The sequence below is a fragment of the Mucilaginibacter sp. P5_A6 genome, assembly GCF_056400585.1.
The window spans coordinates 114,089-137,578 of the sequence record NZ_JBFUKZ010000017.1; the positions used below are offsets into that span (position 1 = coordinate 114,089).

General features: G+C 42.9%; 18 protein-coding genes and 1 pseudogene. 3 read left to right on the forward strand and 16 right to left on the reverse strand.

The genetic code is table 11. The features are described 5' to 3' along the window. Window positions 1-3: 3 nt before the first annotated feature. From AC1DO4_RS17935 to AC1DO4_RS17950, 4 genes are all read right to left on the reverse strand, one after another. Window positions 4-3,342 carry a TonB-dependent receptor gene (locus tag AC1DO4_RS17935; protein ID WP_477418260.1) on the reverse strand — a complete coding sequence of 1,113 codons (3,339 nt, stop codon included), beginning with the start codon at window positions 3,340-3,342 and terminating at the stop codon, window positions 4-6. Window positions 3,343-3,605: 263 nt separating this feature from the next. Then, on the reverse strand, window positions 3,606-4,736 hold the full coding sequence (locus AC1DO4_RS17940; RefSeq protein ID WP_477418262.1) for a FecR family protein: 1,131 nt from the start codon (window positions 4,734-4,736) through the stop codon (window positions 3,606-3,608). A gap of 68 nt (window positions 4,737-4,804) precedes the next feature. Continuing rightward, on the reverse strand, window positions 4,805-5,377 hold the full coding sequence (locus AC1DO4_RS17945; RefSeq protein WP_477418264.1) for an RNA polymerase sigma-70 factor: 573 nt from the start codon (window positions 5,375-5,377) through the stop codon (window positions 4,805-4,807). 404 nt (window positions 5,378-5,781) lie between these two features. Further along, the gene (locus tag AC1DO4_RS17950) at window positions 5,782-6,900 is read right to left on the reverse strand and encodes a Gfo/Idh/MocA family protein (RefSeq protein WP_477418266.1); all 1,119 of its coding nucleotides are present in this window, start codon (window positions 6,898-6,900) and stop codon (window positions 5,782-5,784) included. A 161-nt stretch (window positions 6,901-7,061) separates the two neighbouring features. Between AC1DO4_RS17950 and AC1DO4_RS17955 the strand changes: the two are divergent. Beyond that, a pseudogene (locus AC1DO4_RS17955) lies at window positions 7,062-7,352 on the forward strand (carbonic anhydrase); the annotation flags it as partial. 150 nt (window positions 7,353-7,502) lie between these two features. Here AC1DO4_RS17955 and AC1DO4_RS17960 read toward each other — a convergent pair. From AC1DO4_RS17960 to AC1DO4_RS17995, 8 genes are all read right to left on the reverse strand, one after another. Next, window positions 7,503-7,976, reverse strand: a complete 474-nt coding sequence (locus AC1DO4_RS17960) for an RrF2 family transcriptional regulator (protein WP_477418268.1) — start codon at window positions 7,974-7,976, stop codon at window positions 7,503-7,505. 37 nt (window positions 7,977-8,013) lie between these two features. Then, window positions 8,014-8,331 (reverse strand): iron-sulfur cluster assembly protein, encoded by a 318-nt coding sequence (locus AC1DO4_RS17965; RefSeq protein ID WP_477418270.1) that lies wholly within the window; start codon window positions 8,329-8,331, stop codon window positions 8,014-8,016. Between the two features lie 9 nt (window positions 8,332-8,340). Then, window positions 8,341-8,784, reverse strand: coding sequence for a SufE family protein (locus AC1DO4_RS17970; RefSeq protein WP_477418272.1), 444 nt, complete (start codon window positions 8,782-8,784; stop codon window positions 8,341-8,343). After that, a complete protein-coding gene (locus AC1DO4_RS17975; RefSeq protein WP_477418274.1) occupies window positions 8,781-10,025 on the reverse strand; it encodes a SufS family cysteine desulfurase in 1,245 nt (414 codons plus the stop codon). Before AC1DO4_RS17975 ends, AC1DO4_RS17970 begins: the two co-directional genes overlap by 4 nt. A gap of 4 nt (window positions 10,026-10,029) precedes the next feature. Further along, entirely contained in the window at window positions 10,030-11,343 is a 1,314-nt protein-coding gene (sufD, locus tag AC1DO4_RS17980; protein WP_477418276.1) for a Fe-S cluster assembly protein SufD, read from the reverse strand. An 8-nt stretch (window positions 11,344-11,351) separates the two neighbouring features. Beyond that, window positions 11,352-12,131, reverse strand: coding sequence for a Fe-S cluster assembly ATPase SufC (gene sufC, locus AC1DO4_RS17985; RefSeq protein WP_477418278.1), 780 nt, complete (start codon window positions 12,129-12,131; stop codon window positions 11,352-11,354). A gap of 45 nt (window positions 12,132-12,176) precedes the next feature. After that, complete coding sequence (gene sufB / locus AC1DO4_RS17990; protein ID WP_477418280.1) at window positions 12,177-13,622, reverse strand: Fe-S cluster assembly protein SufB; 1,446 nt, start codon at window positions 13,620-13,622, stop codon at window positions 12,177-12,179. Window positions 13,623-14,010: 388 nt separating this feature from the next. Beyond that, entirely contained in the window at window positions 14,011-15,360 is a 1,350-nt protein-coding gene (locus AC1DO4_RS17995; protein WP_477418283.1) for a Gfo/Idh/MocA family protein, read from the reverse strand. A gap of 626 nt (window positions 15,361-15,986) precedes the next feature. Between AC1DO4_RS17995 and AC1DO4_RS18000 the strand changes: the two genes are divergently transcribed. After that, entirely contained in the window at window positions 15,987-17,012 is a 1,026-nt protein-coding gene (locus AC1DO4_RS18000; protein WP_477402874.1) for a LacI family DNA-binding transcriptional regulator, read from the forward strand. An 84-nt stretch (window positions 17,013-17,096) separates the two neighbouring features. After that, window positions 17,097-18,185 carry a phosphotransferase enzyme family protein gene (locus AC1DO4_RS18005; RefSeq protein ID WP_477418285.1) on the forward strand — a complete coding sequence of 363 codons (1,089 nt, stop codon included), beginning with the start codon at window positions 17,097-17,099 and terminating at the stop codon, window positions 18,183-18,185. Window positions 18,186-18,525: 340 nt separating this feature from the next. Here the strand turns inward: AC1DO4_RS18005 and AC1DO4_RS18010 are convergent, their stop codons facing one another. The 4 genes from AC1DO4_RS18010 to AC1DO4_RS18025 form a co-directional block, all read right to left on the reverse strand. Continuing rightward, window positions 18,526-20,073 (reverse strand): beta-N-acetylhexosaminidase, encoded by a 1,548-nt coding sequence (locus tag AC1DO4_RS18010; protein WP_477418287.1) that lies wholly within the window; start codon window positions 20,071-20,073, stop codon window positions 18,526-18,528. A gap of 10 nt (window positions 20,074-20,083) precedes the next feature. Next, window positions 20,084-20,839, reverse strand: a complete 756-nt coding sequence (locus tag AC1DO4_RS18015; protein WP_477418289.1) for a 6-phosphogluconolactonase — start codon at window positions 20,837-20,839, stop codon at window positions 20,084-20,086. A gap of 3 nt (window positions 20,840-20,842) precedes the next feature. Then, entirely contained in the window at window positions 20,843-22,039 is a 1,197-nt protein-coding gene (nagA, locus tag AC1DO4_RS18020; RefSeq protein WP_477418291.1) for an N-acetylglucosamine-6-phosphate deacetylase, read from the reverse strand. Window positions 22,040-22,351: 312 nt separating this feature from the next. Continuing rightward, on the reverse strand, window positions 22,352-23,428 hold the full coding sequence (locus AC1DO4_RS18025; protein WP_477418293.1) for a cellulase family glycosylhydrolase: 1,077 nt from the start codon (window positions 23,426-23,428) through the stop codon (window positions 22,352-22,354). Window positions 23,429-23,490: the final 62 nt, after the last annotated feature.

Consider the following 23,490-nt stretch of genomic DNA (forward strand, 5'->3'; position numbering starts at 1 on the left):
TAATTACAGTCCAACATTAAGGCCAAGCATAAATATTCTTGGCTTCGGGTAATCGTACAATGTTAAGCCCTGGTCAAATGGCGCGCTGGAGTTGGAAACTTCAGGGTCATAGCCCTTGAATTTGGTGGCTACAAAAAAGTTTTGCACAGATGCATAAACCCTTAACCTGCTCAGTTTTAACCGGGACGATACCAATGATGGAAGCGTGTAAGCAAGCAACAGGTTGCGCCCGCGTATAAACGATCCGTCGGTTACCTTGTGGCTGTCATTATTAGTGGTATAATAGGCGTTAATGGGGCGTATTTGCGCAATAGGCGTATTTTGATTAGTTTCTGTCCAGGCGTTTAATACCGTTTTGTAGCTGTTGGCAATACCTTGCCGGTCTTCTGCCGAGTGAATACTTCTGTCAAGCACATCATTGCCGTACATGTACTGAAGATCAACTGTTAATGCCCAGTTTTTGTATTGGAAGGTATTCAGGAAAGTTCCATAGCCGTCTGGAATACCCTTTCCGATGATGGTTCGATCAAGATCATTTATGGTGCCGTCATTATTTAAATCCTTATACTTTATATCGCCCGGCAGCATACCGTATTTTTTTGCATCTGCCGCTTCGTTGCTACCCCATGTTCCAAGGCTAACTCTTCCATAAAAAGAACCTACAGGTTCGCCTACCCTTATAATTCCGTTACCCGAGAATATATCGCGACCACCGGCTAAGGCCAGCACTTTGTTTTTATTTACAGAAATATTGAATGTGGTGCTCCATGAGAAACTACTTGTTTTGATATTAATGGTATTCAACGCCAATTCAAAACCCTTGTTTTCCATACTACCAACATTGGCAACAACACTTGAAAATCCGCTGCTGAGTGGCAAAGGCTGGTTCAGCAGCATATCATTTACCTTTCTGCGGTATATATCAAATTCAAAATTTACCCTGTTGGCAAACAAACCAAGTTCTAAACCCATATCGGTTTGAGCCGTTTTTTCCCATTTTAAATTATCATTCGCCATACGGGCATTGCCTACCCCTGTTTGGCGGGTTCCGTCTAAAACTATCACATAGCCATCGGTGGTTAAACCGGCATTAGCACTATACGGCGCAATTTCAGAATTACCTGTTAATCCATAACTTGCACGAAGTTTCAGGTTTGAAATAACAGGTATATTTTTGATAAAATCTTCTTCTATCACCCTCCATGCGAGTGCTGCGGACGGGAAATAGGCATATTGATTGTTTTTTCCAAACTTTGACGAGCCATCCCTCCTTCCCGTGAAAGTAACAAGGTATTTATTAAATAATCCATAATTTAAACGGGCGAAATATGAGTTTAACCCGGAAGCTGTGGCGCCCGAAGATGGAGCTTGCGGACTGGCGCCTGCACCAAGGTTATTAAACTGAAAGTAAGGATCGAAAAAATTACTGGAAGCCGCATAGCTGTCAAAACGATCGTTATGCTGCCATGACAAACCCGCCACGGCGTTAATTGAATGTATCTTGGCAAACTGCTTGCTGTAAGTAAGGTAATTTTCAAATTGCCAGGAAGTGATCCGGCTGTTAGATACGCTGGCATCGCCCTTATCAGAAATATACTGTAATCCCGCGGCGGCCGAATATTGTTCGGATTGATTAATCAGGTTGGTGCCAATTGTTGATTTAAAGTCCAAACCTTCGGCAAAGTGAAGCGTGGCATACACATCGGCCAGCAAGGTTTGAGTTTTAAGAAAGTCATTCCTATCAGCGGCAAGCCTCAAAGGATTGTCGCCGCCTTCCATACCCGGATAATCCCTGTTACTGGCCCAGGCCCCATTTGCATATTTTACCGGAATAATAGGCAATTCTTCCAAAACATCCCGCATCATGGTAATGCCGGCTCCATCAACCTGGTCTACCTGTTTATCGGTCTGATCGGTATAACCCAATGTTCCTCCAACTTTTGCCCAGCTTTTTATCTGGCTGTCAAACACAAAGCGTCCGGAGTACCTTTTTTGCCATGAACCACGCGCCAGCCCCTGTTGGTTACGATAGTTTAAATAAACACCAAGGCTGCGCTTTTCATCACCATCGGTAAATGAAAGCTGTTGGTTTTGTGTAAATGCTTTTTGGAAGGCTAATTTTTGCCAATCGGTATCATACCGCGGATTACCCTGTGCATCAAACAATAGCGGGTTAGTTCTCTTGGTTTTAGGGTCGGTATATTTGGTACCGGTAGCCCATCCAACAGGATCATATTTTGCCGCATTGGCATAGGCCAGGTCCTCTAAAGCTAAAAACTCCTTTGAGTTTAGTACAGGAAGCTCTTTAGGCAGTACGCCAATGCTGAAATCAGGGTCATACGATATCTTTCCACCACTGGTGCTTCCGCGTTTGGTTGTAACCATGATAACACCGTTTGCACCGCGGGCGCCATAAATAGCTGTAGACGAGGCGTCTTTTAATACTTCAACAGAGGCGATATCATTGGGATTGATATAATCAATTGGCGTACTTCCATTTCTGAGGTCTATATTACTCATAATAACACCATCTATTACATACAACGGATTGTTGGTTGTGAGCAACGAGCTTGAACCACGGATACGGATATTGGTTTTACCGCCGGGCCTGCCCGAATTGGAAGATACGTTTACCCCCGATATACGGCCAGCCAGGGCCTGGTTAAGGGATGAAGCCGGCCGCTCCTGCAGGGCTTCGCTTCGCACCGAGCCAACAGCACCTGTTAAATCCGTTTTTTTGGCAGTGCCATACCCTACAACAACTACCTCATTTAGTTTTGATTGTTCCGGCTGCAGGTGAACAGTCATCAGGCCGCCCTGCACAATGGTTAGTTCCTGCTTTGTATAGCCGATAAACGAAAAAACAAGAACGGCGTCTGCATCAGGAACATCAATATTAAATTTCCCGTCTTTGTCTGTAATTACGGCGGCGGTACCGCCTTTTAATTTAACTGTAACACCAGGCAGGGGGGTGTTTTTTTCGTCATAAACCAAACCGCTTACCTTCACTGCAACCTGCTGTAAGTTTACCGATGGAATTTGGGCAGGTGTTTGCTGATCCTTTATAAAAATAGTGTTGTTAACTATTTCATAGCTTAAGTGCTGACCTTTCAAACAAGCCACTAAAGCGGCATCAAGAGATGCATCTTTAACCTGTATAGTGATGTTTTTATTACGAATGGCTTTTGATTCATAAAAGAACACATAGCCAGTTTGACTATTAATAACTTTCAGTACCTTTTTTAAAGGCGCATTGGTTTCATTAAGGTTAATTTTTTGACTAAAAACCTTAGCACTGCACTGCAAAAAAGCTAAAAGAATAATTAAGGTGGTCAGTTTCATAACCAATATTATTTTTTGGGGCGGCCGTAGTTTACCTATTGCCACAGAAAGAGCATTTAATTTCATACTTTTGATAAGTTTGAGTTAATGGATGATTACCGAATTAGATCATTTTCTTTTAAAGAGGTTAGCTCAGATACACGTACCCTGATTGCCGTCGGGGTACGTTTCTGCTTTTAACCATTGGCCGGGTGGCCTTAAGACATTTATTTGCGTGTGTTTTTTCTCATAAAAAGGGGTTTAAGTGAATAATTGGATTATTATCATGGTATTATAACTATGGTTCTGTTCTCTAAGCGGTAATGTATTTTTTCGATACTTAAAATGTGCATCAGTTGTGAGGCATCGATGTTTTTATTCATTTGGCCGGAGAATTCCCTTTCCGGGATCTGCCCTTCATATTTTATTTCAACATCATACCAGCGGGCAAGCTGCCGCATAATTGTTTTAATATTATCGTCTTTAAAATAAAAGAAACCATTTTTCCAGGCTATGGCTTCTTCTATGTCTACTTCCGAGACAAACAACTTGCCATTTTTTTGCTGAACCTGCTCTCCGGGTTTAATTTTGCTGCTTACTCCATTTGTAAGCACTTTAACACTTCCTTCCAGCAACGTGGTTTTGGTAGCTTGTTCGTCCTGATAGGCGTTAATATTGAAATGGGTACCCAAAACTTGTACCGTTTGCCCGTTTGATATCACCAGGAATGGCTTACGCTGATTATGCGCAACCTCAAAGTAAGCTTCTCCAGAAAGCTCAACTTCACGTTTCGTAGCAGTAAAGGTTACCGGATATTTTAAAGATGAGGCTGAGTTTAGCCAAACTTTGGTTCCATCACTTAAAACAAGCTGGTATTGGCCCCCTCTTGGAGTTAAAACCGTGTTAAATACATTTGCCGGTGCAGCATTGCTCTTGCCGTGGCTGTAAGTTATCCGGCCGTCGGCGTTTTTATTAATAACAACCCCCTTTTCACTGGCAAGGGTGCCGATTTTTATACCACTAAGGTTTATGGAGTTGCCGTTTGATAAAATTAACGTAGCCCTGTTACCCCCGGGCGGCAAATGATTACCTTCCCGTTTTATAACAGAGGATAATACTTTATTAGGGAGCCTGTTTTCTTTCAGGAGTATTCCCCCGGCAAATACTACCGCCAGAACAGCGGCAGCAACGCTCATATAACGCCAATAATGAATTTTACGTTCCGGCCCAATTTCAGCCATGATATGATCAAGTATCTTATGCTGATTAGCCTCCAGTTCCAGGTCGCTGATTTCAGGATTAGCAGCCTTTTGGGTATAATTCAAATACCAGCTTTCTACCAAAGCTTTTTCATCTTCGGATACGTGACCATTACGGTATCTGTTCAATAAATCTGTTGCGTCTTTTTTAGACATAATTGGTAAGGGGCTATTTTCCCCGATTATGCTATATACACTTAGCGAGCGCGAAGGGAGTAGACGATTTAGAAAAAAAATAAAAAAAACTTATTTCCCAGCTTCAATCTCAGGGTTTTAAGGGAGTTGTTAACCTGTTTCCTTACTGTTAGTATGCTGAGACCAAGCTCGGCTGCAATTTCCTGATGCGAAAGATTAGCGTTCCTGCTCATTTGGAATATGAGTCGCATTTGTGCAGGAAGCCTGGCCACTTCTGCCTCAACAATAGAAATCAGCTGCTTTAAACGTATGGTTTCGTCTGCTTCAGGTTGATTGTTGTTATCCAGGTAATCCTGGAACGATGCGATGTAATTATTTTTAATTTTAAGGTGCCTGAAATTATTAATCAATTTATTCCTGATAGACATATACAGGTATGCCGCAAGGTTTTCTTCAGGTTTTATATTTGTCCTGTTATTCCATAAACAAACAAAAACCTCCTGAAGCATATCTTTTAATGCATCAGAGTCGGGCAGACTTTTGTATGCATGCCGGTAAAGAACTCCATAAAACCGGTTATAAATTTCAGTGAAAGCGGCTTTATCGCTATCATTTAAGAGATATGCTAATTCTTTATCCGAATAAACACCGTAGCCGGGCATACAAAAGTTTTAAATCATCAGGAAAAATATCAGGCAATTTGTCTTCAAATAAATTATCAATATTAATATTGGTTTGATAATTGAAAAAAAAGACGTTTATAATGGTTTATAAAAATGATAAATGTTTATGAATCATTATTTCGCGAGTTTAGCATTTGATTCAGCAAAATTGGCAATAAATTCATTTTTATTGGATTCAAAAGTGAAATACTTCCCAACCGTTCCTGACGTAGAACAGCAATGTTTTTTGGTTCGAGCCACAACATCCATTTTAATTCTGAGAGCGAAAAACTTTTTATTTCATTTTTTTTATGAGGAAAAAAACTTTTGCAGTGGAAAACCAATATTTTTTATTTGCTTCGTAAACTTTTCCAAAACTTAGGACGATCTTTACCGGCAGCAAATTAAATCTTAATATCAACCTTTTTCCCCGTTTTTACCGCCAGATAGATCGCATCAATTATTTTTAGATCTTTTACAGCTTCTTCACCGTCTATTGGAACAACAGGCTGTTTGTTTTCGAAGATGATCCCTGCTATTTGTTCCATTTGCACAGTTTGATGAACAGTAATGGGCTGAGTCAATTCGCCCTTATTGGTACGCCCTTTGATAGGCCCATAGCCAGTGGATGGTTGTAACTCTGCAAATCCCTTTTCTCCATTCAGGAAAAAACGGTCCAGGTTATTCATTTTATAAGTTGATAAACAGGATGCCGTGGTTCCGCTGGGAAAACCAAATTGAAATTGTATAGTTTCATCAACGCCTTCCTTAAATTTTATGGGATCTGTTTTAGTCTCCTGTGCGGTAACCCAAACGGGCTCCTCGCCGGTCATATACCTGGAACCATTGATGGCATAAATACCTATATCCATTAAAGAGCCGCCGCCTGCCAGTTGTTTATTTAATCGCCATTGCGTGGGATCGCCGATCGTAAACCCGCATAATCCCTGGAAGAACAAAATTTTTCCAAAATCACCGGCTTTTCTCATCCTGATAATTTCAAGCGTTTTGGGTTCAAAATGCATCCGGTAGCCAACTAATAATTTCACATTCGCTTTTTTACAGGCGTCTACCATCTCCTGCCCTTCCTTGGCATTCACTGCCATTGGCTTTTCGCAAATTACATGTTTGCCGGCCTTAGCTACCCGTATCACCTGGTCATGGTGCAATCCATTTGGGGTTATTACATATACTGCATCAATATCAGGATTGTTTTTTATATCGTCGAAATTTTCATAATTATAACAATTCTTTGCAGGTATGGCATACTTACTTTGCCAGTCTTTAATTTTTGAGGGCGTACCGCTAATTACACCAACCAATTTGGCCTTTACACAGGATTGCATGGCTTCAGCAACGCGGGTTCCATAACTTCCAAGGCCCATTATAGCTACACGTAAAACCGGCCCCTTATAGGCTTCGTTATGATTATCTTTGCTATCTGCACATGCTGTAATTGGGGCCAAATGCAATGCTAAGGCGGATAGTCCTAATTTCTGTAAAAAGTCGCGACGTGAATTCATAACCAAGTTATTTATGTTGTTTATAAATCACAAATTACTCATTTATTTAAAAAATTCAACTGCCTGAGATAGTTTATCTTTCCACCGCAATTTTCTTTTTACAATCGTTAATAAGACATTGCTTCTGAGATAGAAGTACGTTCGACTATGGCGCTGTAGCTGCGGCAGTTCAGAGGCCGGAAGATGTTCCCGGGCATATTGTTACTTTAATAAACGAAATTAAACCTGCAGTAGCAAAGGTTGCGCACCATCCGGGAGATCCTGTGAATAATGCTGTAAGACAAAACGTGATCGACCAGGTAAATGCTCTTAGAGATTTAGATCCTATTTTACATAAAAAATATTCAAAGGGAGAAATCCTGATTGTAGGCGCCGTGTATGATATCCACACCGGGAAAGTAGAATTCTTAAAAGAAACCTTGAAGGATCTTCCGGAAAAGAAATCCAAATAAGGCCCAGGTGGCCAAATGATTTCAATCATTTACCGGAGGTTTGGCAACCATTGACAACCAATATTTGCACAATAGGTGTTGGGAGGGATTTAATAAATCTTTTCAACACCTATTTATAACACCGGCCATGCAAGCTGATAGTCAAGTGCATCAAGACAATACCTTAATACGTTGCGCTATTAGCGTATTGAGCAATTGACCAGATGCGTGTTCAGAACCAACCAGGTCGGCCAAAGTTACCTGATCTAATAATTGATCAACCGAGAGCTGAATGATTTGCCAGAGTGACCGCACAGAACAGTCCACGGAATTAGTGCACAAAGGCCGTATGCCGGCATAGCTGCCGCAAAAGTCCTTACTGTACAAAGTACCGCCCAGCAATTTCAAAACCTGGTTGATGTTTACCTCACCGGCAGGTCGGGCCAGTACATAGCCCCCCTTGTAGCCCGGTGTGCTGCTGATATACCCGGCTATGCGCAATATGCGCGTAAGCTTGGCTACGTAAGCTGCCGACAAGCCTTCGGCCTCGCTTAAATCCGGAATGCTCATCCCGCCGTTATCCCCACATTTCGCAATGCGCAGTAATAACCGTAAACCATACTCTTCCTGGGCCGTAATTTTCATATTTAACGCTATATTTTAGTATTTGTGCTTATATCTTTTATAACATACCTAATTCGAACTTAGCCGTTTCAGACATCATTTCCCTATTCCAGGGTGGATCCCATACTACATCAACATGCACTTCATTCACGCCTTCAATTTGTTTTATTTTTTGTTCCACTTCTGCCGGTAATGACTGCGCGGCAGGGCAGCCCGGTGCAGTAAGTGTCATCACAACCTGTACATTGTTCAAAGGAGGCATAACCGTTGTTTCATAGATCAGCCCAAGTTCATAAATACTTACCGGGATCTCAGGGTCATAGATAGTTTGCAAACAATCTATGATCTTTTGTTTCAATGCTTCCTCGTTCATCATCGCGTTTTTTTAATTCCCAACTGTTTGATAGACCAAGGCATAATTTTTCATCTGCCTGATCATGGCCAGCAAACCGTTGGAACGGGTTTGTGCCAGGTGTGTCATCATGCCTATTTGCTCTATAAAATCAAGCTTTGCCCGGATGATCTCACCAGGCGTACGTCCTGACAGCACACGGATCAGCATACTCACCAAACCTTTTACTATAACCGCATCACTATCTGCTTTAAAAAATACCCTGCCATCACGGTAATCTGCTACCAGCCACACCGCCGATTGGCAGCCTTTAATCCTGTTTTCCTCTACTTTATAAGCTTCATCTAATGCCGGTAACTTTTTACCCAGGTCGATGATATATTCGTACTTATCCTCCCAGTTGTCCAGAAAAGAAAAATCTGCAATAATTGCGGCCTCGGTATCCTGCATTTGCCCGTTGTTCTCTGTTATCATCATGACAACATTTTGATGGTTTTATGTAAACCTATAATCAATTTATCTACTTCTTCCCTGGTGTTGTATAGCGCAAATGAAGCTCTTACTGTACCTGGAATATCAAATCGTTTCATCAGGGGCTGGCAGCAGTGGTGGCCGGTTCTCACGGCAATTCCCTGATTGTCCAGTAAAATACCAATATCCTGCGGATGTGCTCCTTTAATCACAAACGACACCAGGCTCACCTTCTCCCTGGCTTTGCCAATAATCGTGAGCCCGGGGATGTTTTCCAGTTGCTCCGTAGCGTAGGCCAATAACCCGGCTTCGTGTTTCCGGATTTCGGCTTTCCCGGTTGTATTAATAAAATCCAGGGCAACTTTTAATGCAATGGTATCCGCTATATTGGGCGTGCCGGCTTCGTATTTATAGGGCAGCTCGTTATACGTGGTATGTTCAAAAGTCACCTCTTTTATCATTTCCCCGCCACCCTGGAAAACCGGCATATTCTCCAGTATCGCTTTTTTACCAAACAGCACCCCTACCCCGGTTGGCCCATAAACCTTATGCCCCGAAAAGGCGAAAAAATCACAATCAAGCTCCTGCACATCAATATCCAGGTGAACGGCCGATTGTGCCCCGTCAATTAATACCAGGGCCCCGGCCTGGTGCGCCGCGGCAATCATTTCTTTAACCGGATTTACCGTTCCTAAAGCGTTTGATACCTGCACAATGGAAACCAGCTTTGTTTTAGTGGTCAACAGCTCCTGGTAAGCCTTTAAAGAAAGCTCTCCGCTTTCTGTAACCGGGATCACTTTGAGTACGGCACGCTTTTCATCACAAAGTATTTGCCAGGGCACAATATTAGAATGATGCTCCATGCCCGAAATAATGATCTCATCTCCTGCATGAATATTTTGCCTGCCCCAGGTATAGGCAACCAGGTTAATGCCTTCCGTTGTTCCCCTGGTAAAAATGATCTCTTCGGTAGCTGCCGCACCAATAAATTGTTTTACTGCGTAACGCGAGGCCTCATAGGCTACAGTAGCTTCTTCTGCCAGGCTATGGATGCCCCGGTGAATATTGGCATTATAACCAGTATAGTAATCATTAATGGCATTAATTACGCTTAATGGTTTTTGTGATGTTGCCGCATTATCCAGGTATACCAACGGCTTACCCTTAACCATACGGCCAAGAATGGGGAATGCCTTCCTAAGGGCATACACATCAAAAACGGGCGATATCGTGCTTAAAGCTGTCATTTTTTTATTTATCATTAAAAAGCTGCGCTGTAATCAATTGCCTTACATATTCGCGAAGCAATTCGGGTTTTATCTGCAACAGTATATCTTCGGCAAAGGCTTGTAACAGCATGGCCTGTGCATTTTCTTTAGGGATACCTCTTGCCCTTAAATAGAACAAGGCTGTTTCATCCAGTTGACCTACAGTACAGCCATGTGAACATTTTACATCATCAGCAAAAATTTCCAGCTGGGGCTTGGTATTAATACTTGCCTTATCAGACAACAGGATGTTTTTATTGGATTGATAAGCATTGGTTTTTTGCGCCTGGGGCTGCACCATGATCTTTCCGTTAAATACGGCTGTTGCGTTATCATCTACAATCCCTTTATATAGCTGATTACTGAAACAATTTGGTTTGCGGTTATCTACCAAAGTATGGTTATCGGCATGGGTATGGCCTTTAAGCATATACAAACCATACAAGTGTGTTTCATTGCCTACTGCATCCAATACCAGGTTCATATTATTGCGGATCATACCGCCGTTAAGCGTAATCGTTACAGTGTGTACGTAACTCCGGCCCATTTGCCGGATATGTGTTGTGCTCACCTGGCTGGCATTAGCCCCATCGTTCTGGAGCTGATAATATTCCACATAGGCATCGCTGTCAACCACCATCTCCATCACCTGGTTGGTGAAACTATCGGCGGTGCCTGTTGTTTGATACGTTTCCACGAGTTGCAGTTTACTTCCTTCGCCCACATATACCAGGCTGCGGGGCTGCGAAAGCATTTGATCTTCACGTGCATCTGCCAGATGATACAGGTAAACAGGATGCTTCAATTGTTGCCCTTTAGCGATGTAGATAAATACCCCCCCATAGATGAATGAGGTATTAAGCGCATGGATTCCGTCTTTAATATACTTACTGCTTTGTCCAAGATGTTCTTTAACCAGGTCTTTATATATTCCCTTTGCGGCATCTTCCAACGGCATCACGGCTAATTGGTCGCCCGGCGAACGGATGGTGGATAGCGAGGGCATAAACCGGCCGTTTACAAAAACCAGTTCATTAGCGCCCGAATATCCCGGCAAGCGGATGGAATCAACGTCTGCCTGGCTAAGAACAGGTTTCTCCTCAACAGCTGCAACATGATATTCTTTATCAAACAAACTGCTGATATTGGTATATTTCCACTCTTCGTTACGCAAAGACGGAAGGCCTGCGCTATTAAAACTATCAAAGCCCTCCTGGCGCATCCTGGCAATTTCGCTATCCGGGCTTGCACCCTGCAACTGTTCAAAGCGGTCTTTAAAATAACTTACATCTGTCATGATCCTGTTTAATTAGTACCTGTCGGTAAGCCTTCGGCTAAATTGATCTCATCCTTAATAAAATCATACCCTTTTTCTTCCAGTTCCAGGGCCAGTTCTTTACCTCCTGATCTCACCATACGGCCATTGTATAATACATGTATAAAATCTGGTTGCAGGTAATCCAGTAAGCGCTGGTAATGAGTAATTATCAGTATGGCCCGGTCCTTGTTGCGCAGTTGGTTTACCCCCGCAGCCACAATACGCAGGGCATCAATGTCCAAACCGGAATCTGTTTCGTCCAGTATGGCAAGTTTGGGTTCCAGCATAGCCATCTGGAAAATCTCGTTGCGTTTTTTCTCCCCGCCAGAAAAACCTTCATTAACAGAACGGCTCAATAAGGCCTGGTCAATATTAACTAACGCCATTTTCTCCTTCATCGTTTTCAGAAAGGTAACGGCATCCAGCGGTTCTTCCCCCAGGTATTTCCGCTTTTCATTTACGGCGGCTTTAATAAAATTGGTGGTACTTACCCCAGGTATTTCCACAGGGTATTGAAATGCCAAAAACAAACCTTCACGGGCCCGGTCTTCCGGCGGCATCTGCAACAGGTCTTTACCCAAAAAGGTAACCGAACCCTGGGTTACTTCGTACTCTTCTCTTCCGGCCAGTACCAGCGCCAGCGTACTTTTCCCCGAACCATTCGGCCCCATAATGGCATGAACTTCCCCCGGTTTGATTTCAAGGTCAATCCCGTTTAGTATTTGCTTCCCTTCAATGGCCGCGTGTATATTTTTTATAGATAACATAGCAGTTCTATAACGTGTTTTATAAATAATCTGTGCGTTTCAAAATTACCCTACGCTGCCTTCCAGGCTGATAGCCAGCAGTTTTTGCGCTTCTACGGCAAATTCCATAGGCAGCTGATTCATTACTTCTTTGGCAAATCCGTTGACTATCAATGCCACGGCAGTTTCGGTATCAATACCCCGTTGCCTGCAGTAAAAAAGCTGGTCTTCACCAATTTTTGAGGTGGTTGCTTCATGCTCAACAATTGATGTTGTATTTTTAACCTCAATATACGGAAAGGTATTAGCACCGCATTTGTCGCCCAGCAGCAGGGAATCACATTGTGAATAGTTACGGGCATTAGTGGCCCATTTGCTGGCGCGTACCAGCCCGCGATAACTATTATTACTATGCCCTGCAGAAATCCCTTTGGCTACGATCCTGCTTTTGGTATGCTTGCCGAGGTGGATCATTTTGGTACCGGTATCCGCTTGCTGATAGTTGTTGGTAAGTGCAACGGAGTAAAACTCGCCGATGGAATAATCACCTTTTAAAATTACGCTTGGATATTTCCAGGTAATTGCCGAACCGGTTTCTACCTGTGTCCATGATATCTTGGAATGATCGCCCTGGCATATGCCCCGCTTGGTAACAAAATTATAAATGCCGCCGCGCCCTTCTTTATCGCCGGGATACCAGTTTTGAACAGTGGAGTATTTGATCTCCGCCTTGGTAAGCGCTACCAGCTCCACTACGGCTGCGTGCAGTTGATTTTCGTCACGCATAGGGGCTGTACACCCTTCCAGGTAGCTAACGTAGCTATCGTCTTCAGCAATGATCAGCGTACGTTCAAACTGGCCAGAGTTTTCTGTATTGATCCGGAAATAAGTGGATAACTCCATGGGGCAGCGTACACCTTTAGGAATATAGCAAAAAGAACCATCGGTAAAAACAGCCGCATTCAGCGCTGCAAAATAATTATCGGTCATGGGCACTACAGAACCCATGTATTTTTTTACCAGTTCGGGATGCAGTTGTATAGCCTCGCTCATGGAGCAGAAAATAACTCCGATTTCTGACAGTTGCTTTTTGAATGAAGTGGCCACAGAAACGCTATCCATCACCACATCTACCGCTACCCCGCTCAGCCGTTTTTGTTCGTCAAGGGAAATACCCAGTTTTTCAAACGTGCGGCGCAATTCGGGGTCTATCTCATCCAAACCGTTTAACTGCTGCTTTTGTTTAGGAGCGGCATAATAAATAATATCCTGGTAATTGATTGGCGGATAGGTCACGTTCGGCCACTTTGGCTCTTCCATTTTCATCCACTGGGCATAGGCTTTAAGACGCCAGTCCAGCATCCAATCGGGCTCGTTTTTTTTGGCCGAGATCAGGCGGATAACCGATTCGTTAATCCCCTTCGGAGCAGTGTCCGTATCTATATCTGTAACAAAACCGTATTTATAATCATTTAATACAGTTTGTTCCAGTGTATTCAGTTCTTCTTTCATGATGCCGGTCTTTAAGTGGAATCAGTAATAATAACACTACAAAGATACGGTCATTATCTGTTTATACAAAAAAGTATAAACAATATGACAATGGCATCACTTTAGGTAATCCGGCAACAATTCACACTAATTTTTGAAATAAGGGGATCCATGAGTACCTGTTCAGGGCATCTTTTAGGATTTGGGGCTGTTTTAAGAACCGGGCGCAATTGCAGCGCCCGATTCTCCAACTATTTTAGCCGGTTGGGAATGGTCGGCTCCTAAGGGTATACCGACTATAGATGTAGGGAAGATTATAAAAGGCTGCGCCCGTGCGATTCCTCCCAACGGGCTACTTGTACACAAGTGAAAAGAGCAGCCTGTTGCGATGAGATTTATCTACCCGGCTTTAAAATCCGCTGTCATCCAAAGCAAAAGTATTTTTCCTTTCCTTCCATTTACCTTTTGTAAAATCCGGAAATTGGATACTTGCGTTACCTTCTTTTAATGATTGGGTTGATAATGGCGTGATTACGCTCATGGTAACCGAATCATACACATCAATTGGCGTTTGCCGTTTTTGCTTCACCGACTCTATAAAGGCGTTAAATACAAACCAATCCATACCCCCATGCCCTGCACCTTCGGCCAGCTTTTCGTATTTTTTCCACAGGGGATGATCGTATTTATCGAACCATAATTTTGCCGGATCCCATGAATCATCTTCTTTCGACTGATGATCGATATATACACTCTTATTTACATCCATCCAAAGCCCCTTTGTTCCCTGTACCCTGAAACCTAAGGAATACGGCCTTGGCAAGTGTGTATCGTGACTTAGCAATACAGTTTCGCCATTTGCACAATTGATCATGGTGGTAGTTACATCACCATTTTTGTAATTGATCTTCGCGTTTTTATGGCCAGGTGATTGTTCCTCCACGTAAGCGGCTAATCCTTTCGCTTTTGAACTAAACGAAACCAAATTGGTAAAACGATTACCTGCATTGATATTCGCGTAATGCATGCAAGGGCCTGCTCCGTGAGTTGGGTAAATATCGCCATCCACATCAATATTATACTGGGTACGCCATTGGGCCTCGCTCAAAGCATTAGGGCCAAATTCCACGCCCCCGCCATAGTATTGCTTGCCGTTATTAAAAAGTACATTCCTTAGGTTATGCTGGTAACCTCCCTCTAAGTGAATCATCTCCCCAAACAGGTCCTGCCTCACCATGTTCAGGGCTGCCATTACATCCCTGCGGTAACAAACGTTTTCCAGTGTCATATATGGCATACCTGTTTTTTCAGATGTATGTACTATATCCCAATGCTCATCTACCGTTAAGCCTGCAATTACCTCGCAGCCTACATACTTACCGGCCTTCATGGCATCTATAGCCTGCGGATGATGAAACTGCCATGGAGTGGCAATAATCACGGCATCAATATCCTTACGATCTAATAACTTTTTATAAGCATCCAACCCGCCTGTATATTCCTTAACCGGGGCATGGCCTTTTTTGGCAATGTATTCCCGGCAAATTTTAAGCGAGCTTTCCTGCGTATCACAAATGGCTGCTATCTCCACATCATCGCGCAGCAAACCTTCGGCAATATGGCTCATGCCGCGGGCGCCAACGCCTATATAACCTAATCGAACCTTGGCAGATGCCGAAGCAAATAAGCTTCCGGTGGGTAATATGCTAAAACCGGCTACGGCAATCGCACTGTTTTTGATAAATTCTCTTCTTTCCATTTATAATTATTGTTAGTTGCTTTGAGGTTATAAATAAATCGTCCTTGCACGAAGTAAAGAGCCCCCTCTAAATCTCCCCCGGTAGGGGAGACTTTTTAATCTTCGTTTTTTTTTAAGCCCTCCCTTCCGGGGAGGGTTGGGTGGGGCTCTTTGCTTCGTGCCTTGCGATAACGACAGGATATGTGTTTCACGAACATATAAACAGCGTATCATTTTATAAATGTACTGGCATTCATCGTTTTTGTAAAGAATATATAGCTTCCATTTTAACGCAAACGTTTGTAATCCTGTCGTGTTTATCATTTAACCAATATCTACAAATAACAATTGTGGTTAGCTCTCCCCGACAGCCTTTTCCCTATATAAAACTCACAAAGCATAATCTCCCGGCCATTGGCAATGCCCCGCTTTTAACCGTTATAGTGGCGGCATTTATATTTTAGGTTGATAAAAACTTAAATTAGCAATTTATAGTAACTCTTTTAAAACTGTAATGAAATTACGCATTAAGCAGGTGTATTTAAATACCTTGCAGCCAAAACAACACGCAAACGTTTGCAAAGCAATAATATCATAATAATCTCCTAACTTTAAATTTGCAAAAACATACACACAGCCCCGGGATAATGCAATCAAAACCAACTACTATAAAAGAGATAGCGCAATTACTGGGCATCTCGGTTTCTACAGTTTCAAGGGCCTTGCATGATCATCCCAGTATTGGGCTTACTACCCGCGCCAGGGTTAAAAAACTGGCCGGCGAGTTAAATTACGAGCCAAATCAAACAGCCATATTTTTACAGAAAGGCAAAACCCACACCATCGGTGTTATTTTACCCGAGCTTTCCGAAGCTTTCTTCTCATCGGCCATAAGCGCGATTGAAGATACCGCCTACAAAAAAAACTACACCGTACTGCTTGCACAATCGCACGATGATGAGCATAAAGAAAAGTTGCTTGTAGAAAAAATGAAAAATCACCGTGTTGATGGCTTACTGATATCGCTGAGTAAAAACACCTCGTCTTTTCATCATTTTGAGAATTTAAAAAAATACAATATCCCGGTAGTTTTTTTCGACCGCATCCCCCCTATGCCCAACATACACTACGTAGCCTGCAATATGGAAACAGGTACTGTTGAGGCCGTTAGCTATTTATTAAAAAAGGGGCATCGTGTAATTGGGATGATAAACGGTCCGCAAACCATGGTGGCTACAGGCGAAAGAAAGGAAGGCTACATTAAAGCCATGACCAAAAACAGGCTAAAATATGACCCCTCATTAATTGTATCATGCGACCTTACCGAAGAGGGCACAAAAAAAGCATTGGATAAATTATTAGCCGGCAAAAGGAAACCTACCGCGGTTGTAACTTTTAATGATTATGTGGCCCTTTTTGCTATCAAACACGCACAAAAATTGAATATTAAAATAAACAAAGACCTTGAATTTGTGAGCTACGCCAACTTACCTTTGATTAATTATATGGAAAATATACCCGCGGCTTCTGTTGAGCAATTCCCCTATTTGCAGGGGCAAAAGGCTACCGATATCCTGATAGACCTGCTGCATCACCAGCATAAAGGAACAAATGAACAAAGTGCATATTACAAGCTCATTATTGAATCGCAACTGATCGAAAACAAAAAATAAACCATTAAAAAACACTCAAACGTTTGCACACCGGTTTCATAAGCCAATTAGGTATGTTTGACCAAATAATCTCAATAAAATAATATGTTTGATGATATACTAAGGGGCTTTGGATTAAATGTTTCAGCATATGACATCCGGGCTTTTGGCTCCGGCTTAATAAACCATACGTATAAGCTAAGCGGCAATGAGGGGACCTATATCCTTCAGCAAATTAATACCAGCGTATTTAAAAATCCCGGTTACATAGTCAGCAACCTGGCTTTGGTAAAAGAGTACCTTAATAAAACCAACCCCGGTTACCTTTTTGTAGCGCCGTTAAAAACCATTTCGGGCGACTTTATGGTTAGCTCATCAGATGGCAAGTTTTACAGGCTGTTCCCGTTTATTGAGGGATCACATACGGTAAATTTTTTGCAAAACAGTACCGAAGCTCATGAGGCTGCTTTGCAGTTTGGCAGATTTACCTGCCTCCTGAACCATTTTGATATAGATCAGCTTAAATATACTTTGCCTGATTTTCATAATCTTAAACTTCGGTTCGATCAGTTTAAGGCCGCCGCTCAAAATGCCGATCCGGCTAAATCAGCGCAGGCCGCGGCAGAGATAAAGGAAGTTTATAACCATCACCAGGTTGTACAAACCTATAACCAGGTAGTAGCTAATAATGAAATTCCGTTGAGGGTTGTACATCATGATACCAAGATCAATAATGTGCTGTTTGATGATAGCGGTAAAGCCCTTTGCCTTGTAGACCTGGATACCGTAATGCCGGGGTATTATTTAAGCGATGTGGGCGATATGATGCGCACCTACCTGTCGCCTGCCAACGAAGAAGAAACCGATATGGATAAAATACACATCAGGGAAGATTTCTTCAGGGCGATATACAAAGGTTACATGACCGAAATGGGCGACATTTTAACCGAAACCGAAAAACAGCTTTTTATTTTCTCAGGCAAACTGATGATATACATGCAGGCTTTGCGTTTTTTAACAGATTTTTTGAACAACGATGTTTATTACGGCTCGCAATACCCCGGTCATAATTTAATGCGTGCAAAAAATCAATTTAAGCTGCTTACCGAATACGTTAACGCTGAGCCTTCATTTAAAATACTGATAGCAAACGTTAACAAAGATTTTTTGACTGCCACCAATCAAATTGATTAGCGGTTTTTATCAGCAACAGCATATTTGATAAGAAGCTGTTTAAAAATAAATAAATTAGACCGTCGAGAGCTAAAATTTCGCAAAACTCTGAAGGGGAAATGACGTTTTAAAAGGTTTGTCATCCTGAACGCAGTGAAGGATCTATTCGCAGACTGTACAGGGCGAAGAAGTATGGCGGAGAGTAGATCCTTCACTGCGTTCAGGATGACAAAAGAGTTTCTTTAGCAAATACATCATAGGTAGGCACAAAGCAATCGCAGGCTTTAAAGAGCCTCTCTGCATTGTTAGGGATTGCTTCGTACCTCGCAATGACGGTGGGATAAAAGCCTATAGTGGTTCCCTATTTATTGCCCGACAGCCGATCAAATAAGCCAATCACTTTCATATTTCTTAACTGGTTTTCTTCCGCAATGGCCGATGGGTTTAAAAAATCCTTATTCAGCTTTGCAAATCTTTCATCCAGACTTTTTGAACCTGTTAACAGCTGCTTTAATTTGCCAATAACAGCAGGCTTTTGCGCTTCATTAAACGAGGGCTGATTTACCTCTTTTTCTATCAGCTGGTAAGTAAGGTAATAAACCCTGATATCGGCCATCAGCTTAAAATGTTCAAACTCCTGCTGGTTCTTTAGCGGTTTTAATGCATAAAGCTTTTGTTGGGCTATGGTACAACTATCCAACAATTGCGCAATAGACATTGGGGTTGGCGATATAACCTCGCCCTGTTGAATTTCATAGGGTGCTGTTTTAAGCGTTTCCCAAAACGAGGATGCCCCGGCCTTATCCAATCCAAAACGATCTTCGGCGTATTTATAAACAAATAGGTTAATATCTAATGACTGCTTGCTTTTAAGTGCCTCGAAGTAAGCTGCTATCGCAATATTAAACCCCGATAATGGATACACATGCCTTATGGCGTATAGTTCGGCAACATCTGCTTCTGATTCATAGACCGACGAATATTGGCCCGATGTTGACCAGGAGGTCATGATCATGCCTTTATAACCCAAGCTGGCTGCCGCAGGTATAAAATCGCGGATATTTTTGAAGTGTTTTTCCCATTGGGTAAGGTTATAATTATCCGGACTTGACCGCAATGCGGGAGAACCCCAGATCTCGAAACCGCTTTCCATCAGCTTTTGATGGTCGCCAAAATGGCTCATATCCCAACCGTAGTTCCAATCTACAAATACGGTTTCTTTAGGGAGGGATTTGATGGCTTCCGGATACTTTAAAGCAATATCCGCCCAAAGCACGGGCCGCTTACCTAATTTGATTACAATATTGCACAGCATTTTAATATAATCGGTATACAGTTTGGACTTGCCCTCCTTTTCGGCCTTTGCTTTACATTTGGCATCGTGCCCCAGCAAATAGGTTTCGTCGCCGCCAATATGGATGTATTTTGATGTGTGCGAGGCTGCCAGTTCGGTATACAGGTCGGTAAACAGCGCCTTATCGCCATCGGTTTCCAGGGGGCAAACCTGTGATACATCTTTTTGATCTTCGCGTAGCTTCTTATACCTCTCATGCCGCAGGATATATTCCACATGCCCAAAGCTTTGCTGCAGGGGTATTACATCAATACCCAAACTATCGCAATATTTAATAAAGTTTTTTATCTCCTGTTTACTGTATGCATAACGGTTTGGTATCAGTGGGTGCTTCTCAAAAGGATAAGTACCCTCCCACTCCATTACCAGCGTATTCATGCCATGCTGCTTTAGCTTTAAGGCAAAACCCATCAGGGCGGGCATGGTCATGACCTGGATGCGCAGATCAAGGTGAAATCCCCTGACGGGAAACGGGGCAGTTATCGTTTTACTTTGTTGTGCAAACAAAGTATTTAAACAAGCCAGCAGTAATAAAACAGGTAACAGTTTTTTCATGGTTGATATTTCAGATATGTACGCCGCTTTTGTCATCAGCAAAAAGCAGCGCGTCGAGATGTTTACGCAATATGGTTGACGGATATTTTTCGCTGATAGCAGCGTTTAAAGTATGATAAACAGCTTCGGCCTTTTTTTCACCGGGAACAATTATGTACAGGTAAGGTGCACTTACCAACGCCGGGATAGTTAACGTTAAAGCATGCGTAGGCACATCTTCTATCCGGGCAAAACAGCCATCATTAACTTGTTGGATCCTACATGCGTTATCCAGATCGACAACCTTTACCAAAACGGGGTCGTTAAAATTGGCCACATGCGGATCGTTAAATGCCAGGTGTGTATTTTCGCCAATCCCCAGGCAAACAATATCCGCAGGGAACCGTGTTAACAGATCTGCATAACGCAGGCATTCCTCATCCGCATCAGGTGCATTGCCGTTTAGGTAATTCACACTGTTAAAGGTCGCCTTGCTAAACAAACGTTCTTTCAAAAAATTCCCGAAACCCTGCGATGCATCTGCCTCGAGGTTTAAATACTCATCCATATGAAAGGCGTTAATCCTCGTCCAGTCGATACCCTGCATTAATAAAGCCTCCAGAAACTCATTTTGAGATGGCGCCGCAGCGAAAACAATATTCACGAAGGGTTTTACATTAAACAGCTCATTTATCTTTTCGGCAACTGCTATGGCGGCAGCCAGGCCCATCAAATGCCTGCTTCCAAAAATTTTAACTGCCAGGTTATCTTTAATAAGTTCTTTCATTATTTAGTTCAGTGTTTGGTTTGCTTCATACACTACCCTGCCATTCACCATAGTTGTTTGAATATTGATCTGCTCATCAAATATTACAACGTCGGCGTCTTTTCCTTCAGCTAAAGCACCTTTGTTGTCGCCTACCCCCATAATGGTAGCCGGATTTTGGGTCATCATCCTTATAGCTTCAACCAGGGGAACGTTCGCCATATTCACCATATTCCTCACCAGCCTGTCGCAGGTGGCAACACTCCCGGCAAATGACGATCGGTCGGGCAGTTTGGCAACACCATCTTCTACTATTACTTTTAACCCGGTATTTTTATTGCCCAGCACACTTTCACCTTCGGGCATACCTGCGGCGCGCATCGCATCGGTGATAAGGGCAATCCTATCGGGCCCCTTGATCTTGTAAATCAATTTTAACAAGGGAGCAGGCAGGTGGATGCCATCCGCAATTACTTCAACATCCATGGCATCTATTATAAACGCGCTCTCGATAACACCTGCATACCGGAAAGCATTGCGCCGGGAAACACCCGACATACCCGAATATAAATGCGTAGCCAAGGTATACCCGTTTTCAAAAGCCTCCACAACTTCCTCATAAATAGCATCAGTATGGGCTAAAGCGGGCATAATACCATTTGCCTGCAGGTACCTGGCAAATTTGATTGCTCCCGGTAGCTCGGGCGCAGCGCTCCAGCGTTTAATAGCTTTTGAATAGGCGATGACCTCTTTGTATTCTTCCTCATCGGGATTTCGGATATAACGGGGATCCTGCGCACCGCGCTGACTCATGGCAAAGTAAGGCCCTTCTAAATGCATGCCCAAAAACTGTGCGCCCATGGTATTTTTAGCATCGGCAATGGCATATAGATCAAGTGTTTTTAACAAGTCGGCTTTTTCGGAAGTAAGGGTTGTTGGCACCATGGCTGTTGTACCGTAGCGGGCATGTGTGCGGGCTATTGCTAAAAACGCTTCTTCGCTGCCATCCATAAAATCGTGACCACCGCCGCCATGCACATGAATGTCAATAAACCCCGGGGAAACGTATTTACCTGCTGCATCAATAACGGTGGCATCCGGCGCGTCGATATCACGCTCGCTTACGGCTTTAATTTTTTTTCCGCTGATAAGCACCGTTGCATTGCTAATGCGATAGGGTGTAATAACGCGGCCGTTTATGATCTTTATTTGTTTATCCATTTGCTATAATGGCCTACAAGTTAAGTCGTTTTAGCTATATTTATACATTTTTCCCGATATTTCTCGAGTAAAAATTTGTTCGGTTTAGCTACTTTGATCAAACGGCTTATCCCCATTTAAATCTGCGGTTTGTCCTATGGTTTCTTAAATAAATAAAAATCCACAAAACACTAAAACACTTATAATCAAATAATTGAGTGTTCCACCCATATCTTTTAACAAACACTAAACAGCTGACTACCAGCACAAATGGCGTTCCACACCGTTCGGGGCGTACCAGGCGTTCCGGTGGAACACCTAAACGCTTTATATTTATTTCCCTCTCCCGGTTAAGCTTTTAATTAAGTCGGTTTCATCAGTTTTATATGGCGTACCATCCTGGCGAAAGATATCATGAAACCATAATTTAGGTTCGCTGCCATCTGGTATTGGCGCATCCCAGGCATAAATGGTATTGGTTTTGCCAGATACAAAACCCCAGTTGATGGCGCCCACATTTTCCTTTTTCAACATCGGTAATATGGTACTAAACAGACTGTTACGCGGGCGGGCCATATACTCAGTACAAATCAGCGGGCGACCAATCATCTTAAGGAACTGAACAGTTTTTAAGTGCTCAGCCTCCGGCGAATAATCGTGATAAGTAACCACATCCGAATTAGCTATTTGAAAACGATTCAGATCCTCTAAATTCCATGCCCATACACCCGCGCTTAGCGGCTGGGCGGGATTTACCTGCCTTGCCCACTTAAATATGTTTTTAAGCAGTGGTAAAGATTTATTGCCTTTATCCGAGTTGCCTGGTTCATTGTACAAATCCCAAAGCAAAATGCGCTTATCGGTAGCAAACCGGGTTAAAATATCCTTTACATATTTCTGTAGAATCGGGGAATCGGCCATCTCCTCGGATGCCGGTTGCCCGGGGTCCTGCATCCAGCCCGAGTTATGGATCCCCGGTTTTGGACTGGGTTGTTTGCCAATTTTTGGAACCTTGTTCCAGCAATCATCAAAAAACACAAACATGGTTTTGATGCCATACTTACCGGATATGGCCAGATATTGATCCATACGTTTCTTAAACCCTTCCGGATCCTGCTGCCAGGCAAGGTGATGTAAAAATACGCGCATCACATTCATACCCAAGCCCTGGGCATAGCCCAACTCACGATCAATAGTTTTGGGATCAAATGAATCGGCCTGCCACATTTCCAGCTGGTTTATGGCGTTGCTTGGTATAAAATCGCTGCCAACCAGCCACTGATTTTTAGCATACCACTCCTTTGCCCTTTGTTGCGACCATACTTGTGCGGTTGCTTTTGGTTGGGCGGCCAGCCTCATGCTCAATGGCATTAACAAAGCCAGGATTAATACTTTTAATTTAGTCTGCATATATAGGTATTTTATGGTTCTTACTAACTAACAGGATGTTATATGCCACTTACATCTAAAAC